General features: G+C 61.6%; 14 protein-coding genes. 1 reads left to right on the plus strand and 13 read right to left on the minus strand.

All coding sequences use genetic code 11. The annotated features are described in order from the left end of the window. Positions 1–12: 12 nt before the first annotated feature. From ACZ5DH_RS12655 to ACZ5DH_RS12665, 3 genes are all read right to left on the minus strand, one after another. Positions 13–1,086: a methyltransferase gene (locus ACZ5DH_RS12655; protein WP_464254612.1), complete on the minus strand. Its 1,074-nt coding sequence runs from the start codon at positions 1,084–1,086 to the stop codon at positions 13–15. Positions 1,087–1,345: 259 nt separating this feature from the next. Further along, complete coding sequence (locus tag ACZ5DH_RS12660) at positions 1,346–3,595, minus strand: peptidase U32 family protein (RefSeq protein ID WP_464254613.1); 2,250 nt, start codon at positions 3,593–3,595, stop codon at positions 1,346–1,348. Then, positions 3,592–4,608 carry an NAD-dependent epimerase gene (locus ACZ5DH_RS12665; protein WP_464254614.1) on the minus strand — a complete coding sequence of 339 codons (1,017 nt, stop codon included), beginning with the start codon at positions 4,606–4,608 and terminating at the stop codon, positions 3,592–3,594. The genes ACZ5DH_RS12660 and ACZ5DH_RS12665 overlap by 4 nt, the downstream gene beginning before the upstream one ends. A 163-nt stretch (positions 4,609–4,771) precedes the next feature. On the opposite strand from ACZ5DH_RS12665, the gene ACZ5DH_RS12670 reads away from it, so the two are divergent. Beyond that, positions 4,772–5,809 (plus strand): hypothetical protein, encoded by a 1,038-nt coding sequence (locus ACZ5DH_RS12670; RefSeq protein WP_464254615.1) that lies wholly within the window; start codon positions 4,772–4,774, stop codon positions 5,807–5,809. Positions 5,810–7,321: 1,512 nt separating this feature from the next. Here the strand turns inward: ACZ5DH_RS12670 and ACZ5DH_RS12675 are convergent. The 10 genes from ACZ5DH_RS12675 to ACZ5DH_RS12720 all read right to left on the minus strand — a co-directional run bounded on the left by ACZ5DH_RS12675 (position 7,322) and on the right by ACZ5DH_RS12720 (position 16,258). Next, positions 7,322–8,002 (minus strand): precorrin-8X methylmutase, encoded by a 681-nt coding sequence (locus ACZ5DH_RS12675; RefSeq protein WP_464254616.1) that lies wholly within the window; start codon positions 8,000–8,002, stop codon positions 7,322–7,324. A gap of 40 nt (positions 8,003–8,042) precedes the next feature. After that, the gene (locus ACZ5DH_RS12680; protein WP_464254617.1) at positions 8,043–10,115 is read right to left on the minus strand and encodes a nucleotide-binding protein; all 2,073 of its coding nucleotides are present in this window, start codon (positions 10,113–10,115) and stop codon (positions 8,043–8,045) included. A gap of 434 nt (positions 10,116–10,549) precedes the next feature. Next, positions 10,550–10,786, minus strand: coding sequence for a hypothetical protein (locus tag ACZ5DH_RS12685; protein ID WP_464254618.1), 237 nt, complete (start codon positions 10,784–10,786; stop codon positions 10,550–10,552). Positions 10,787–10,795: 9 nt separating this feature from the next. Continuing rightward, the gene (gene mltG, locus ACZ5DH_RS12690; RefSeq protein ID WP_464254619.1) at positions 10,796–11,842 is read right to left on the minus strand and encodes an endolytic transglycosylase MltG; all 1,047 of its coding nucleotides are present in this window, start codon (positions 11,840–11,842) and stop codon (positions 10,796–10,798) included. Beyond that, positions 11,839–12,276: a Holliday junction resolvase RuvX gene (gene ruvX, locus ACZ5DH_RS12695; protein ID WP_291301416.1), complete on the minus strand. Its 438-nt coding sequence runs from the start codon at positions 12,274–12,276 to the stop codon at positions 11,839–11,841. Before ruvX ends, mltG begins: the two co-directional genes overlap by 4 nt. Then, entirely contained in the window at positions 12,277–13,266 is a 990-nt protein-coding gene (gene trpS / locus ACZ5DH_RS12700; RefSeq protein WP_464254620.1) for a tryptophan--tRNA ligase, read from the minus strand. Between the two features lie 20 nt (positions 13,267–13,286). After that, positions 13,287–13,961 carry a site-2 protease family protein gene (locus ACZ5DH_RS12705; protein ID WP_464254621.1) on the minus strand — a complete coding sequence of 225 codons (675 nt, stop codon included), beginning with the start codon at positions 13,959–13,961 and terminating at the stop codon, positions 13,287–13,289. Positions 13,962–14,311: 350 nt separating this feature from the next. Beyond that, positions 14,312–14,617 carry a ubiquitin family protein gene (locus ACZ5DH_RS12710; protein ID WP_464254622.1) on the minus strand — a complete coding sequence of 102 codons (306 nt, stop codon included), beginning with the start codon at positions 14,615–14,617 and terminating at the stop codon, positions 14,312–14,314. Between the two features lie 24 nt (positions 14,618–14,641). Continuing rightward, the gene (locus ACZ5DH_RS12715; RefSeq protein WP_464254623.1) at positions 14,642–15,082 is read right to left on the minus strand and encodes a C-GCAxxG-C-C family protein; all 441 of its coding nucleotides are present in this window, start codon (positions 15,080–15,082) and stop codon (positions 14,642–14,644) included. Positions 15,083–15,268: 186 nt separating this feature from the next. After that, positions 15,269–16,258 carry a hypothetical protein gene (locus ACZ5DH_RS12720; protein ID WP_464254624.1) on the minus strand — a complete coding sequence of 330 codons (990 nt, stop codon included), beginning with the start codon at positions 16,256–16,258 and terminating at the stop codon, positions 15,269–15,271.

Raw genomic sequence — 16,258 nt, forward strand, 5'->3', positions numbered from 1 at the left:
TGCGGCTCTTTGTCATGGTGCGGTGAAAGCGTTGGCGGCGGTATGGGAGGAGTCTGCGTCGCCAAGCCAGGGGCAGAAGACCAGTGCTTCGGCAGACCAGAGGGGCCGTCCGACGAAAAATTTACTACCGCAGGGTTCACTGCCGCAACGGGCACTGTTGCATGGCGCGGTGCTGTACAGCACGTTGCTGTCTGGCGCATCGTGCAGGAGCAGCGGCGTTTCCAGCACGGTATCGTGTGCGGCGTTTTTTCGGGCTTCCACAAGCACGCGCAGGGCTGGTTCGTCCCTGTGGCTCTGCACAGGCAGAATGCGCCTGACGCCAAGTCTGACGGCATTCAGGGCCACACACAGTCGTGGCAGGGCCTGGGCGTCGTAAATGCAGAAAAAACGGCCCTGATGACGCAGGAGCGTTGCCGCAGCCCTGCAAAAAGCATCCAGCGCTGTTTTGTGGCTTTCAACGCCAGTGGGCGTGCGCAGGGCGCGTTCCCGCATATGACTTTGAGAGGGGCGGCCCCCCCTGTCGTAGGGAGGATTGGCCAGAACAGCGTCCAGCCTGTTGCAGGCAGGCTGCGCGGTATCTGGTTGCCCAATGCCCTTCTGAGCGATGCCCGGTCGCGGGGTGTCAGGCGAACGCTCCTTGTCTTCATTGACCAGAGTCAACGACGCGCCTTCTGCTGGCAAAAGCCCCGGCATCATGACAGGGGCGGGCAGGGTTGCAACGGCCTTTGCGTCCTCAAGGTCAAGGGTGAAAAAGCGCAGCCGGTCCAAGAGCCCGAGCCGCGAGGCATTACTCTCTGCTGCCAGAAGCAGCGGATTTTCACGCTCAAGCCCAAGACCACAAATTTGCGGGCGCAGCATGGCAAGGCCCAGCAGGGCGGCCCCGCACCCGCAGCCCAGTTCGGCCACAAGGGTGGGGCGATGGCTTGCCGCGCCAGCAGCGCATTTTTCCGGCGGCAGGTGAAGCGCGGCAAAAGCGGCCAGCAAAAGGGCGTCCGCACCGAAGCGCAGGCTGCCTTCGGGTTGCTCCAGCCCTCGCGGAAAGCGCTTTCGCGCCTCAATGATATGCTGAGACAGGGTTTCCTGCATGGTCAATCACAAATCCGCAAGCCCGATTTCCCGCGCAGATTCATGACGTGAGAATACTTGCGGGTTGCGGGAATGTTTTTTGTCTGCCGCCGCTCTGCTCAGGACAAAAAGTAAAGCCGATAGGTACGGCGTGCCGTGCCGTGCCTGAACACAGAGCGCAAAGGCATGGCGCACAAACCGTCTGTACGCCATGCCCCATACTGCCATTGTGACCGAGCCACGGCCAGACAGGACGGCAGCGCAAATGCGCGCAGCGCTGCTACAGCAACGCACCGTCCCAGTTAAAGAGACTCTCGCGCTTCATTGCGGGCAGACTGGCTGGGGGATTCTCCTGCATATGGGCAAAGAAGCCGTAGCCGGCCGCGGCCATTTCCTGCCGCTTGGCGGTAAGGTCCATGGGCCAGCCCGGATATATCCAGATATTGCCGCCGTACTGTCGGGCCCAGAAAGGCTCGCCCATGGGGCTCAAAAAGGGTTCATTGGGTTTGACGCCCAAAAGGCCGAAACGGCTGACGCCCACGGGCCAGAAGCCGGAAATCACCGCGCCGAGGGGCAGGGGGCTTTGCTTTGGCAGGGCGAGCATTTCTTCGCGGGGCAGTTCCGGGCTGACAAAGGCTCCGGTAAAGCCCATCCGCGCCAGTATGCCCAGCGCCGGGGCATTGGCCGCGTTGCAGAAGGGGCCCACAAGCAGGTCAGCGTCCTCGTCCAGCGCGTCGGGAAACATGCCGCGCTGCCACGGTTCATTGCAGACAAAGTGCCGTGCGCCGTCACGCCAGAGGCGGCTGACGCTGCGTTGCAAAACCTCTTCCTCGCCGGGCCACACCACTGGCGGCAGCCACCAGCAGATGCGCGAAACCATTGTGCGCGATATGTCGGCGCTGCGGGGCGACAGCCAGAGCGCCTGCAACTGGTTTTTGCCGCCGCGCATCTCCTTGCCCTGCGGAATGGTGGAGCGGACGTACATGTCTGGCCGTGGCCTGGCCTTCACTGGCACGGGCATACGCGGGCTGGATTCCACAGCCTTGCTCTGGCGGCCCGGCAGCTGGTCAAGACGCGCCTGCCAGCCTTTGAGAATACGCATCAGTTCAGGCTCACGCCTGTCGATAAGAAATACCGACGTGCCCGCCTTGGGCGTCTTGTGCCTGGGCAGACGGATGATGAGGCTGCCGCCCTTGGGAATGCGCCGCGTTACGGGCAGGGTGGCGTGCCAGCGTTCGTCTTCAACCCCCACGCGCAAATAGTCCTGCGGCAGCAGTTCAAGGTGCGGCTTGAGCACCACGCTGCCGTCCTGCTCAATACGGATCTTGCCCGCCATAAGGCCGGAACTGGTCTGGCCCTCGGGGGATGTGGGGATATTGTCCTTCTGCGGCAAAAACCGCGCGCGCGTGGCGGGACGGCCCAGCGCCATCTGCAAAATTTCCTCGGCGGTCTTGCGCGCCTTGGGGTCCCCGGGATTGTCACGCAGCATGCGGTAGGCCGTCACCACATGGTAGACGTAGTGCGGCCCTTTCTTGCGGCCCTCAATCTTCCAGGAGACAAGGTGGGGGATGTCCAGCAGGGTTTTGGCCAGCACGTCCAGCGAAAGGTCAAGACAGGAGAACCAGCGGCCGCTGTGTTCCTTGCGACCCGGCGAGCGCAACGCCCCCTGCCTGCCGGAGCGGCGGCCCTGGGCGAAAGCGGTTGCTTCGTTGCGGTTGCGGAACTGGCTTTCGCGCCCGTCGCGCCCATCACGACTGTCGCGGCCAGAGCCGCCCCTGCGGTCTTTGCGGGCAATATCCATGCGCGACTGTTCCTGACGGGCGCGGTCCATCTCTTCGCGTTCCGCATTGCGGACAAGTGCCTGGGCTGCGGGGCCGCCCTGACGGTACACCCTGCGGCAGGGTTGCACGCAGCGCCCGCGCAGGCCGCTTTTGCCGCCCATATAGCTGGACCAGTAGCAGCGCCCCGAAACGCAGTAGCACAGCGCACCGTGGATGAAGAGCTCAAGATCAAGCCCTTCGGGGCAGGCCTCGCCCATGAGGCGGATTTCATCAATGGAAAGCTCGCGCGGCAGAATGACGCGGTTGGCCCCGAGTTTTTTTGCTTCCACAAGAGCGCCGGGGTGCGTGACGTTGGCCAGCGTGGAAAGAGAAATATTACCCGTAAAACCGGCCTGACGCGCCAGGTCAAGCATGGCGAGATCCTGCACGATAAGCCCGTCCACGCGGGCCTGGGTGGTCAGGCGCGAGATCAGGCGGTAGGCGGCGGCGGGCTCGTCAGGCTTGACGAGGGTGTTCATGGCCACATGCACGCGGGCGTCTTCAGCATGGGCCAGGTCCGTAAGGCGCGAAAGTTCGGTCAGCCCGAAATTTTCAGCCTGCATACGGGCCGAAAAGTGCTTGAGGCCCAGATAGATGGCGTCCGCCCCTGCGGCAAGGGCCGCCAGAAAGGAGGGAGTGTCGCCCGCGGGCGCGAGAATTTCGGGCCGGGCCGGGGTGGGGGCGACGGTAATGGTGGGGGTGTCGTTCATACTTTGTAATACTCTTTATACCATTCCACAAAACGGGTTATGCCTTCACGCAGGGGCGTTGCGGGCGAAAACCCCGTAAGGGCGGAGAGGTCGTTTATGTCGGCCCAGGTGGCCTGTACGTCGCCGGGCTGCATTGGCAGCATTTCCTTGCGCGCCTTCATGCCCAGAGCGTCTTCAAGGGTGGCGATGAAATCATTGAGTTCCACGGTGTGGTTGTTGCCGATGTTGTATATGCGCCAGGGCGCGGAACTGGTCGCCGCATCGGGGGCGGCGGGGTCAAAGGACGGCTCCGGGCCAGGGGCCAGGGGCAGCAGGCGTACAACGCCTTCCACTATGTCGTCAATATAGGTGAAGTCGCGCCGCATATGCCCCTGATTGAAGACCTTGATGGGTTCACCGCGCACAATGGCTGTGGTAAAAAGGTGCAGGGCCATGTCGGGCCGCCCCCACGGGCCGTAAACAGTGAAAAACCGCAGGCCTGTGCAGGAGATGCCGTACAGGTGACTGTAGGCATGCGCCATGAGTTCGTTGCTTTTCTTGGTGGCGGCATAGAGGCTGACGGGGTGGTCCACATTGTGGTGCACGGAATAGGGCTGGGCCGTGTTAAGTCCGTAGACCGAGGATGACGAGGCAAAGAGCAGGTGCTTGACCTTGTTCTGACGGCAGCCTTCAAGAATGTGCCCAAAGCCCACAAGGTTGGCGCTGAGGTAAGATTCGGGATTGATCAGGCTGTAGCGCACGCCCGCCTGGGCGGCCAGGTTTACCACATGGCTGAAGCCCTCACGGGCAAAAAGCTCGGCCATTTTGGGGCCGTCGGCCATATCGAGAAGTTCAAAACGGAAGTTTCCGGCCTGCGGCAAGGCGGCCAGTTGAGTCAGACGGTCTTTTTTCAACTGCACGTCATAATAATCATTGCAGTTGTCAACGCCCACAACGCTGTGCCCATCGGCCAGCAGGCGCACGGTCAGATGATATCCTATGAATCCTGCCGCGCCAGTAACCAGAACGTGCATATGCCACTCCTGAAGTTGTATGCGGACAAAGTAAGACAGATGCCGTCCGTGAGCAAGCAGAGGAAGCGCGGACAGACGCTTTTGCATGCGGACTGGCTTAATGCCGGGTATGGGACTTGCGGGATGGGCTGCGGCAAAGTATGCTGCGCAACCAGAGGTAAGCATGCAGACAGACGAAAAAAAAGAGCGCCAGTCAACAGTTTCCAGCGGAAAAGGCGGCAAGGCGGAAAGCGCTTCCGCAAGGAAGCGCCCCGTGTCCGGGCAGCCGTGGTACGCGGGGCAGTACAAAGACGCCCTTATGTACCTTATGATCGCCATTTTCTTTGTGGAGCTGGTGGTAGGCGGGGTAGCTTTTTTCTATGGCGTCATGCATGCCGCCCCCGAAGTTCCGGGCGGCCCGCCGCTGGCGCGCTTTCCCTGGCTTGGTTGGGCGCTGGCTGCCGTTCTGGCCCCTGTGGGGCTCATACTGATAGTGCATCTTGCCGGAACCTGGGTTTCGCGCTTTCTTGGGCGTGAGGCTCGCGACCTGGACGGCGCGGATGGCGGCAACGCCGCCGGCGCTTCCAGCGATGCGGATCAGGTGCCCGAACGTCTGCAGCGTTTTTACGCCATCATCCGCAACGCGCCCACGGTGGTCGTGCTGCTGGGCATCCTGCTGCTTGGCGCTGCGCTCTTTTTTGTGGACGGCGCGTTTACGGCGCTTGTGGGGCTGGGCCAGATGCTTACGCCCTATATTCCCTGGATAGCGGGCAGCCTGGCGGCCATGATCGTGGTGTGCTACCTCGTGCACCGCCTGTTTGTGTACCGCCATCACCGCATGCAGCAGGAGTTCGCCTACCGCCGCGAGGTGCTGGAGCGCACAGGCATCGTGCTGGTGGACAAGAACTGTATTCCCCTGCCGCAAAGCGAAGAGCAGCGCCTTGCCCTGGGCGAGGCCCGCGTGGTGGACGCGCAGGCGGCCCTGCCCCCCGTGATTGATGCGGACGCGCAGGCAACGCCGCCATCAGCGACTACTTCCGGGTCAAACACATCCGGAGCAGGCGCGAACGGGGCTGGCACGAAGGGGGTAGACGCGCCAGACGACGCCACGCCGAAAGATGACGACGAAGACATCATGGACGCTGAAATCATCACGCCCCAAAAGCCTGAAGACGGCGCGGGTGGCGCGGCCGGCGGGACTGGAGCGACCGGAAAAAACTGAGCGCTGAACAGGTTCACTGTGTGTTGGCGGGAAAGCCATTGGCTCTCAGGGCGCTTACGAGATGAAATTCCGGGAGGCAGCCTCGAGGCCGAAATAATATCCTGACATAGTTGAAATTTAAAAAATCGGGTTACGCGACGTTTTTGAACGTAGGCTTTACCCGATTTTTTTGTGGTATTTCACCAGGCAAGGTCGCACTGTGCGAATATTTTGTGCCCGTACTGGCACGAGGGTTTTTCAGTAATCGTTGTTTTGGGCGCCTGCGCGGCGGGGGGCAGGACGGTAAGTGGCAAGCGTGTCGATAATTTTGAGATTATGTCTTCGTAATACAGGCCTATTTGGTTATTTTAGTTTTGGCCGCCTGCGCGGCGGGCGGCAGGACGGTAAGCGGCAAGCGTGTCGATAATTTTGAGATTATGTCTACGTAATGCAAGCCTATTTGGTTATTTTAGTTTTGGCCGCCTGCGCGGCGGGCGGCAGAAGGGGGCCTGTTAGGGGCTGCCGCCCCTCCGAGGCCCCCTCTGCACTCCCCCCGGACGACCCCGCTGGGCGTGTCGTATATCTCCACTCCCACGGATTAGCCCTCAAGGGTTTTCCATATTCCACCATTCTGCGAGGGCTGCGCGGCTTCTGCTTCGGGAGCTTCCTCGCTTCGCTCGGCGATCTCCCTGCGCGCCGCGCAATGCCATCAACGTGCACCACTACGAGTAGTGGGGAGAAAATTGGCAGTAGCCTGCAAAAATACGGAGTTACTGCACTGAGCTTCGTTTATCTCAGGTGAATGCAAGAGCAGATGCCCACCATCGAAGCGCAAACAGTGGATGAGAGAGCGAGGGCGTCTGACTGGTTTGAGGCATACCGAAGAGTTTGGTTTTATATCTGTTTGTTGTGTAGCGTCCAAACGTGGCCGCAGTTCTTGCGTGGTTCGGTCCAAAAAGATCTGTCACACAAGCAACATATTGAGGCCTGTGCAGTTTCTCAGGCAGGGCGCGGGTGAATGCCGGGGGCGGCGTCATAAAGAACCGAAGCCGACACGTCGGCGAGGTTCGTGCATAGCCGCCCCCGAAAAAAGGGGTTTGTTGGTCAGGGTAGGGCAGCGGGGTGCTTCGGGGGGGATGCAAGGGGGGCCGAGAAGGGGGCGCAGCCCCATAACCGGCCCCGCCTTGCCGCGCGCCGCGCAGGCGGCCAAAACGACAGAAAAAAGGAAGCCCCCGTGCCCGCAGGGCACATGCACTTCAATCAGGTGACCGGTTAAAACATAGAAACAAGTCAGAACCGCCGCACGCCGCGCAGGCGGCCAAAACAAAAGAAAAAGAAAAGCCTCAGTGCCCGCAGGGCATTAATATCTTCCAAAGGCAACGTCCTTCTTTACCGTAAGGCCACCGCATATAAAAGTGACGTGATCCTTTCCTTGCGCCCTGTGCCCTGTGCCAGTCACCCGGTATCCGCCACAAAAACCGGCAAAGCAAAGAAACCGCCACCTGCGGTCATAACATGCCTTGAAGGCACTGTTTACATTTTCGCCAAGTGTCCTAATCCACGCTGTTCCAGGGCGAGGTCGGCAAGCGCGTTGACGCAGGCCGCCGCCACGGCCGAGCCGCCTTTGCGCCCCAGCAGGGTAAAGTGCGGCCACGGGCTGCGGCGCAGCAGTTCCTTGGATTGCGCGGCGTTAACAAAGCCCACGGGCATGCCCACGATGAGGGCCGGAGGCGGCGAGCCCTGATCCAGCACGTCCAGCAGCCCAAGCAGGGCCGTGGGGGCGTTGCCGATAACCATGATATGCCCGCTCATCTGCCCGGCTAGGGATTCCAGCCCTGCGCGGGAGCGCGTGGTTTTTTTGACGCGGGCAAGTTCGTCCAGCCCCGGCAAGGCCATGATGGGCGTGACCGTGACGCCAAGGGGCGTCAGACGGCGCATGGGCAGCCCGGCGGCGGCCATGCGCGTGTCGGTATACACCGTGCAGCCGCGCAAAAGGGCTGCCACGCCAGCCTCAAGGCCTTCGGCGCTCAACCTGAGGTCGCCAAGGATGTCCGTATCGCCAAGGGTATGGATGCAGCGGCGGGCCACCTGCCAGAGCGGACCTTCAAAAGGGCGCGGCGGCGGCAGCTCCTGATCGATGATGGCAAAGGAACGGTTTTCGATATCCTGCGGGGTGCAGGCGGAATCCAGTTCCACTGAAGTAGTATGCGTCATGTCGAGCCTCGGCAGGCCGGGAGCATATCCGGCCTCGTGGTTATGGCAGGGGCGTGGCCGTTTTGAGCCAGACCCGCCAGAAGGTGCGCGAACCCTCAGGGTAGCAATGCAGCCACGTTCCGGCAACAGAGCCGCAGAGGCAGCCCTCCTGACGCAACAACGTCCCCTTGCTGTCGTGCAGTTGCCAGAGGGGCGCGCAGTGCGGGGGCAGCGGCCCGTCGTCCTCACGGGCATAATGGAATTCGTGTCCGCGCACCCAGAGGGGCTTGGAGCCAGCCTGGTCTGTGGCAGGTGTTTTCATGCGGGCGGGGGCGTCTTTCCGTGAGGCTGACGTTCTTTCCCCGCCCACCGTGAAGCCGTCAGCCTGACTGTCAGCGCATGGCATGGGCGAAAGGATTGATGGCGCGGCAGAAAGGACTGCCGGGCCAGATCGGTCAGCACGGGCAGAGCGGGTGGTGCGGGCCGCACGTTCGGGCCAGCCGGGCAGGGCAAGGGCGGCACGATAGCCCAGAGCCGCCCTGGTTTTGCCAAGAACGCAGCGCAGGGGCAAAAGTCCGGCCATGGCGTATTCCCGTACTTCTGGCTGGCCCTCCATGCGCAGGGATTGCATGAGGTAGATATAGCCGCCGCATTCGCCATAGATGGGCAGGTTTTTCTGCGCCAGCGCCCGCAAGCGCCGCAGCATGGGGAGGTTGGCCCCGAGTTCTTCGGCGTGCAGTTCGGGATAGCCGCCGGGAAAATAGAGCCCGGTGCAGCCTTGCGGCGGCGCGGCATCGCGCAGAGGAGAAAAAGGCACAACGTCCGCGCCAAGTTCCGTCAGCAGGGCGGGCAGGTCGGCGTAGCAGAAACTGAAGGCGGCATCCCAGGCCATGCCTATGAGGGGGCGGGCCGTGCCCCGCGCAGGCAGAGCTTTTGCGGCCGCAACCGTGGCAAGGCTGGGGACGAACAGGTTTGCCGCATCATCCCGAGGTTCCTGGATGTCTGCCCCTGTTGCGGTGTTGCGGATAGTCGCCGCTTTCGGCTGTTGCGGCGGAAAAAACCGGGTTGCCAGAGCGGGCTCTGGCGTGGCCGCAAAAGGCTTTGCAGTTGGCCGGGTTGCCGTGGCGGGCGTTGCCACGTCTGCCTGATACCCGGTGAGCGCAGACGTTGTGCCGCCGGGGACGCGCACGCGCAAGTCCCGCTTTGCACGGCCTGGCATTCTTGCGCCGCGCTTGTCGTCGCACTTGCCCCCGCGCTTGTATTCGCGTTGGCAGGCACTGTTTTTGTTTGCTTTTTCCGGGCTGTTATCCGCCATCCCTCGGGATGGAGCACTGGTAAGGCCAGCCAGTTTGAGCAGGGCGTCCAGGCGGCAATGCTCCTCAAGCCAGTGGGTCAGCGCGGCCCTGTCCAGTGCGGGCAGTGCTTCGCGGGCTTCCACAAGGCCGAGGTGGCGCGATTGCAGTTCTGGCGCGCCCTTGCGGGGCAGCAGGCCCAGCAGCGGGACGTTGTCTGATCTTTCCAGCGGTTTCAGGGCGTCGGCAATGATTTCTGCATGGCGCTGGCTGCCAATATGGGTGCAGACAATGCCCAGAAAGCGCGGCGGCGCGCTTTTGGCGTTCAGCCATTGCGGTTTGTGACGCAGATAGCCTTCCACCAGGGCGGCCACGGACTGTCCAAGCCCGGCAGCGCTGCATACGAGAAGAATGGGCAGATCAAGCAGCGCCGCCAGATGGGCCGTGCTGCCAGCCCCGGCGTGTCCGCCGTCGTACAGGCCCATGGCGCCTTCAACCAGCAGCATGTCAGGGGCGCGGCCCGTGCCGGAGGGGCTTGCCGCCATGCGTTCGAATACGGTTTGCAAGCCCGTGGGCAGGCCTTTGCCGCCTGTGAACGGTTTTTCGGCGGGGGGCGCGGGGGCCTGACGGCACATCCAGGCATCCAGATTGGCGGCGGGCTGGCCCGTGATGGCGGCGTGAAAGGCGGCGTCTATGTAGTCCGGCCCGGTTTTGGCGGCGCGTACGGCAAGACCGCGAGAGGCCAGCGCGCACAGAAGGGCCAGAGTGACCGTGGTCTTGCCCGTATTGCTGCCCGTGCCGCCAATGACGATGCCGGGAATGCGCTGCTGTGCCTTGTGCATGATGCCTCGGGGATGCGCCGCCAGACCTTGAATACGGCCATTGGCGGTGTGGTTGACGTTGTTCCTGCAAGGGAGGCGCGAGAAGGGCACACAAAGGGCAGGGAGGGCGCAACGAGGCGGGCAGGCGCGAATCTCTGGCGACTGCACGGGTAGACTCCCGCCGTGGCGGCGAAAACGCCATTTCTTTGAGCGACCATGCGCTATGCTGGGCGCGTTTTGGTCGTTGAGAAAGCAGTTCTCAGCGTTTATTTGCTTTCGAAGGCGCAACCCACCGAAATTTTATTGAAAAATACCATCAAAAGCAGAAGTCCCCCATACCCGGCTGCACCAGCAATAAAGGTTTTAGGGGGAGGGGGGGGTGGGGGAGGAGACCCTTTTGCAAAAGGGTCCCTCCCCCACAAAGCGTTTTCTCCCCCCACAAGCCCAAAAGGTTTTCAGCGTTGTCGCAGGGCTTCGGCTATGATGGCGGCGTCCTCTTCGGGCCGGGCCTTGAGGCCAAGTTCGGCATGGCCGCCCGAGCATATAAAGCCCTGCGGTCCCAGTTCGAGAAAACCGGCAGAGAGCACCTGCCCGTACGGCAGTTGTTCGCGCATGTCGACGTGATCCACCCGCCGGGGAAAGATAAAGGGCACGGCCTGACCGGAAAAGTCTTCAACTATGAGGTATTTCACGAGGCCTCCTCAGCGGTTCTGGCCTTTACGCCGGTTTTGCAGGTACTGGCGCACGGCCTTGTTATGGTCCGCAAGGTTGGTGGAAAAAACGTGTTCACCGCCATCGGTGACAGCCACAAAATAGAGAAAATCGTGCTGTTCGGGCTTGATGGCGGCCTTGAGGGCGGCCATGCCGAAGGAGCAGATGGGCCCCGGCGGCAGGCCGGGCCGTTGGTAGGTATTGTACAGGTTGTTGGGGTCATCCAGGTGGGCGCGGCGCAGGTTGCCGTCAAAATTGGGGCCAAGGCCGTAGATGACGGTGGGGTCGGCCTGAAGGATCATGTCGCGGGCCAGGCGGTTCTTGTATACGCCGGCCACGCGCGGGCGCTCGGCGTCAATGGCGGTTTCCTTTTCAACCACCGAGGCCAGGATCATCCAGGTTTTCAGCTGGTCAATGGGGGGCTTGGCGCCGCCGGGCCATACGGGCGCGGCCTTGCGCCAGAAGTTGTCCACCAGCCGTCCGGCCACGCTGCGGGCCTGGGCCAGATCCGGCTCGTCGGCCTTTTTCAGCAGATAGGTGTCGGGCATAAGAAAGCCCTCGGCCGTGGCAAAGGGGATGCCGTAGTGGCGCAGAAAGTCCGGGTCCATGATCACGTTGCGAAAATCGTCAAAGCGCACGAGGCCCGCTTCTTCCAGCAGTTTGCCAGTCTGCCACCAGGTGAGGCCTTCGGGCAGGGTGATGCGAAAGAGCACGGGCTGGCCGTTGACCAGCATGTCCAGCACCTTTTCGGGCGTCCAGCCGGAATTGAGGGCAAAGCGACCGGCCTGGAGGCGGCTGTCCCATTCCTTGTAGCGGGCCAGCAGGCGGAACTTGCGGGCATCGGTAATAACGCCCTTTTGCTCAAGGGCCGTGGCCACCTGGGCGAAATGCGCACCGGGCTGCACGTCAAAAAGCACTTCCTGCCCTTCGCTTTGGGGGGCGGTATTCAGGAAGGTATGGGCCTCGTAGGCAAGCCAGCCGCCGCCGGCAAGGGCTAGCAGCAACAGCAGTCCAAGCAGGCGAAGAAATGTTTTCATGCGGGACTCCGCTCTTGCGGGGCAAGGGAAAGAAAGGACGAGAGAATACGCACGGCGGCCTGCTGGTCGAGCACGGCCTTGCGTTTGCGCATTTTCAGGCCAGCCTCGCGCAGATCCGCCCAGGCTTCTTCCGAGCTCAACTCCTCAAGCATATAGTAGAAGGGCAGGGGCACGCGTCGCTTGAGGCGCTGGGTCACGTTGCGTACCTGCCGGGTGATCAGGCTTTCCTCCCCGTCCTGTGTCAGGGGAAGTCCCATCACCACGCCTTGGGCCCCGGTTTCAAGGATTTTTTCCGCCAGGGCGGCCAGAAACAGTTTGCGGTCGGCATAGTCTTGCAGGCGCAGGGTTGCCAGAGGAAAAGCCATGCGCCCGTCAGGGTCTGACACGGCCAGGCCCGTGCGGGCCAGGCCGTAGTCCACACTCACAAACTTCAATTACAGCCCCATTTTCTCGCGCACAAGGACCATGGTCTGGCTTGCGAAGGCGCGGGCACGTTCATTGCCGTGCGCGAGGATTTCGTCCACCCGCGCCGGGTTGGCGTCCAGAACGGCGCGACGTTCCTGAAGGGGAGTCAGGAAGGTTTCAAGGTTCTTGAGAAAAATCTTTTTGCAGTCCACACAGCCCAGGGTGGCTCCTGTGCAGCCCTTGCGTATTTCAGCCTGTTCCTCGGGGCTGCTCAGCAGCACATGGTAGGGGAAGAGGTTACAGACGTCGGGGTTGCCCGGATCGGACTTGCGCAGGCGGGCCTGGTCGGTGAACATGCCGCGCACTTTTTCCTGAATGTCCGCCATGCGGTCGGACAGGAAGATGCCGTTGTTGTAGCTTTTTGACATCTTGCGGCCGTCAAGGCCGGGGCATTTGGCGGCGGGGGTCAGCATGGCCTTGGGTTCGGGCAGAAGCTCCCCGCCATAGAGATAGTTGAAGCGTCGGGCAATCTCGCGCGTCATTTCCATATGGGGCAACTGGTCTTCGCCCACGGGCACGCCGTGGGGGCGGTACAGGAGAATGTCGGCCGCCATGAGCACGGGATAGCACAAAAAGCCCGCGTTGCCGAGGTCCTTGTTGCTGATCTGCTGCTGCTGTTCCTTGTAGGTGGGGTTGCGCTCAAGCCACGACACCGGCGTGAACATAGAGAGCAGCAGGGAGAGCTCCGCATGTTCCTTCACTTCGGACTGACGGAAAATGACGCATTTTTCGGGGTCAAGGCCAGCGCCCACCCAGTCCTTGACCATCTCGCGGATGTTCATGCGAATATTGGACGGGTCGGCGTAATCGCTGGTGAGGGCGTGCCAGTCGGCCACAAAAAAGTAGGCTTCTTCAGTGTATTGCAGTTCCACCCAGTTCTTCAACACGCCGAAGTAGTGGCCAAGGTGCAGGGGGCCGGTGGGCCGCATGCCGGAAACAGTGCGCAGTTTTTTGCTCATGTGAGACAGTCCTTATGAAATTACAGAATGCCAAGCAGGGTTAGCAGGCCACGGGCGCTGCCGCCCACCAGCGGGCCCAGCACCATGCTCAGCAGGCCGGTGAACAGCAGGCCCAAAAGAATGAGAAAGCCGAAGCGCTCAATGCTCAGATAGCGCAGCGCCGCGTTGAAAGGTAGAAAATAGGCCACAACCTTGCTGCCGTCCAGCGGAGGAATGGGCAGCAGATTGAGCCAGCCCAGGCCGAAGTTGATGATGACCCCTGCCCGCATGGACGTGAGCGCAAAGATGTAGAGGCTGCTGTGCTGCCATTCCACAAGAGGAAAAAAATTCAGGGTCAGCCGCATCAGAACGCCGAATATGCCCGCCAGGATAAAGTTGGTCAGCGGGCCGGCCAGGGCCACCAGCATCATGTCCCTGGCGGGGTTGCGAAAATAGCGCGGATTGACGGGCACGGGTTTGGCCCAGCCAAAGACAAAAGAGCCGGAAAGGCTCGTGAGGCCGAAGACCAGCAGTCCCGTAGGGTCAATGTGCGGCAGGGGATTGAGGGTCAGGCGACCCATCATGCGGGCCGTGGGGTCGCCACAGCGCGAGGCCACCCATCCGTGGGCCACTTCGTGCAGAATAATGCCCAGAAGAGCGGGCACCGCCGCGATGGACAGCGTGCTCAGGGCTTGGGATATATCGAGATTGAACATTGTTGGCGGGTACCATTTTCCCTGCGGCGGGGCAACAGGTTTTGCCAGCGCCGGTAAGTGTGTGGCCTGCTCTGGAGTTTGCGTAAGCAGACGTCCGCCACGGAGGCGTAAGCGCAGTTTATCTGCGCGGTTAAAAGCCGAAGTGAGCGTGCCTTAAACTTTGAGAATGTATATTCGCAAAGGTAATCTGCTCCAAGGCGTGACGCAGCAGAAGCAGGCTGGCCCGGAGGCGGCTTTTGCTGCAGCCTGCCGGGATGGCAGATGATTTTTCATGCCCGCCGCATGGCCTGCCCTTGCGCCGCAAGCGCCGCCGTGCAGCGCAAGTGCAGAAAAACACGCGTTCCGGCGGGCTAGCCCGAAGAAGCCACCTTGCGGACAAGCACCTCGTCGCCGGGCCAGATATGCCTGTCAGGCGTAAGCAGCTGGCCGTTGCGGGCCACGAGGGCCGTTTCTTCTGCAAGGCCCAGTGCCGCAAGCAGCTGGCGCGAGGTTTTGGGCCTGGGCAGGGAGAGGTACTTTTCTTCAGGTTGCAGCAGCACAACGATGCGGGACCCCGTGTGTTCAGGCTTGATTACCTTGCAGTGGGCGGGAATTTCCACAGGAGCGCGGAGGGGCCGCTGCTGGTCGTCTTGTGGGGGCGCTTGCATTTCCGTCATGGTTTCTCCTTGTCGGCTCGTGGACTACAAATATTCTTCAAGCAGCGCGCAGGTGTCGCATATCAGGGGAACGCACACTGTGGTGAACAGCTTTTTTTCCCTAATGACGGCGCGCTGTTGCGGGTCAGTAAGGTCATGCCCCAGAACGCCCCTGCACGCAAGGCTGCCGTTGGCAGCGGCAAAAGCCGCCATAAAGGCGTCGCGGCGGCCGTACAGATTCTGCTTCTGTTCGCGGCTGCATGGCCCGGCGGGGCCGTGCGCAAGGCCGATGACCATGAGCGCCCCGGTGACGCAACCACAGGTGTGCGCCTGCCCCATACCGGAGCCAAAACAGGATGCCAGGCGCAGGGCGTCTTCTTCCGGCACACCGAACCGTTCCGAAAAATGGCTCAGTATCTGCTGGGCGCAAATGATGCCCATATTGAAGCTTTCCTGCACCTCATCAATATCCATTTTTTTGCACACTGGCGACTCCTGCCCGGCGTCTTTGGCGCTTTTAGGGAAGCACTGATTAACGAACCTCCTGGAAGCGCGCAGTTATTTCCTTTGGCAAGGCGCGATCTTTTTTTGAAACAGGAGTGGACTCTTCTGTCCTCGACTGTTTCAAAAAAAGTGAAGCAACGCTGCCAAACGGAATAAATCAGCGTTTCCTTAGGCACTGGCGTAGTAATAAATGATGGTTACAACCGTCATGCTGACCGCCCGCAGCCCCTGATTTGCCAGAATGAGGCGCAGGGCCAGGGCAGGACGGAAAAATCCGGAATACGAAGGCAATTGATGCCGTATGCCGCGCATGGGCGTGGATAAAATATTGCCCACCATCAGGGCCAGCACCACATCGCGTGCTGAAAGTCCGCCAGTTTGCAGCACGCTGCCCGCCGCGCCAAGGGCCGCGCCAAGTTCCGCCGCGAGGTGCAGCACGATAATGCCCATGGCCTGCGGTTTCAGGAAGGAAAGCCAGGACATGTGCTGCGACAGCCATTGCTCGGCCACGGCGAAATAGCCGAACTGCTGCAAGAGGTACATAAGCACGTAGATGGGCGCGGTAAAGTACACAAGTTTTGGCAGGCGGCGCATAAAGCGTTTCCATGCTTTGCGCAGCGCGGCGTTCCAGTCCGTGCGCTCGCCGCTGTCAGGCTTGCAGGCTGTACAGCCCGGCGGCGGCGGCGGCAGAATGCGCCGCGCCAGCACCACGGTAAAGGCCGTGCGGCCCACGGCGGCCAGCAGGGTAAGCCCCACGTATATCACGGCGGGCATGCCCAGCACGGGCCAGGTAAGCAGAAAGATGGTGGGCGTGTGCACCATGTAGGCGGGCAGGCTGTTGAAGAGGTTTGCCAGCATGAGTTCCTTGCCGGAAAGCTCGCCCATATTGTGGCTGTCGGATAAAAGGCCGTTGGCGGCTGCCGGGGAGACAAAGGCCAGCGAAAAACTGGCCCCGGCCACTTCACGCAGATGGGCCAGCCGGGCCAGGGGGGCCGCCAGACGGGCCAGATGGCGCGTCCAGCGCAGCGCCTCAAGCACATTGGCTATGAGCAGGCCAGCGGCCATGCCCATGAGCAGGCGCAAGAGCGGCCAGCCAAGGGCATGCCAGAGCGCTGGCAAAGAAAATGCGGTTTCTGCGGAAAAAGGTTGAACTGGCAT

The organism is Desulfovibrio simplex (assembly GCF_055387835.1).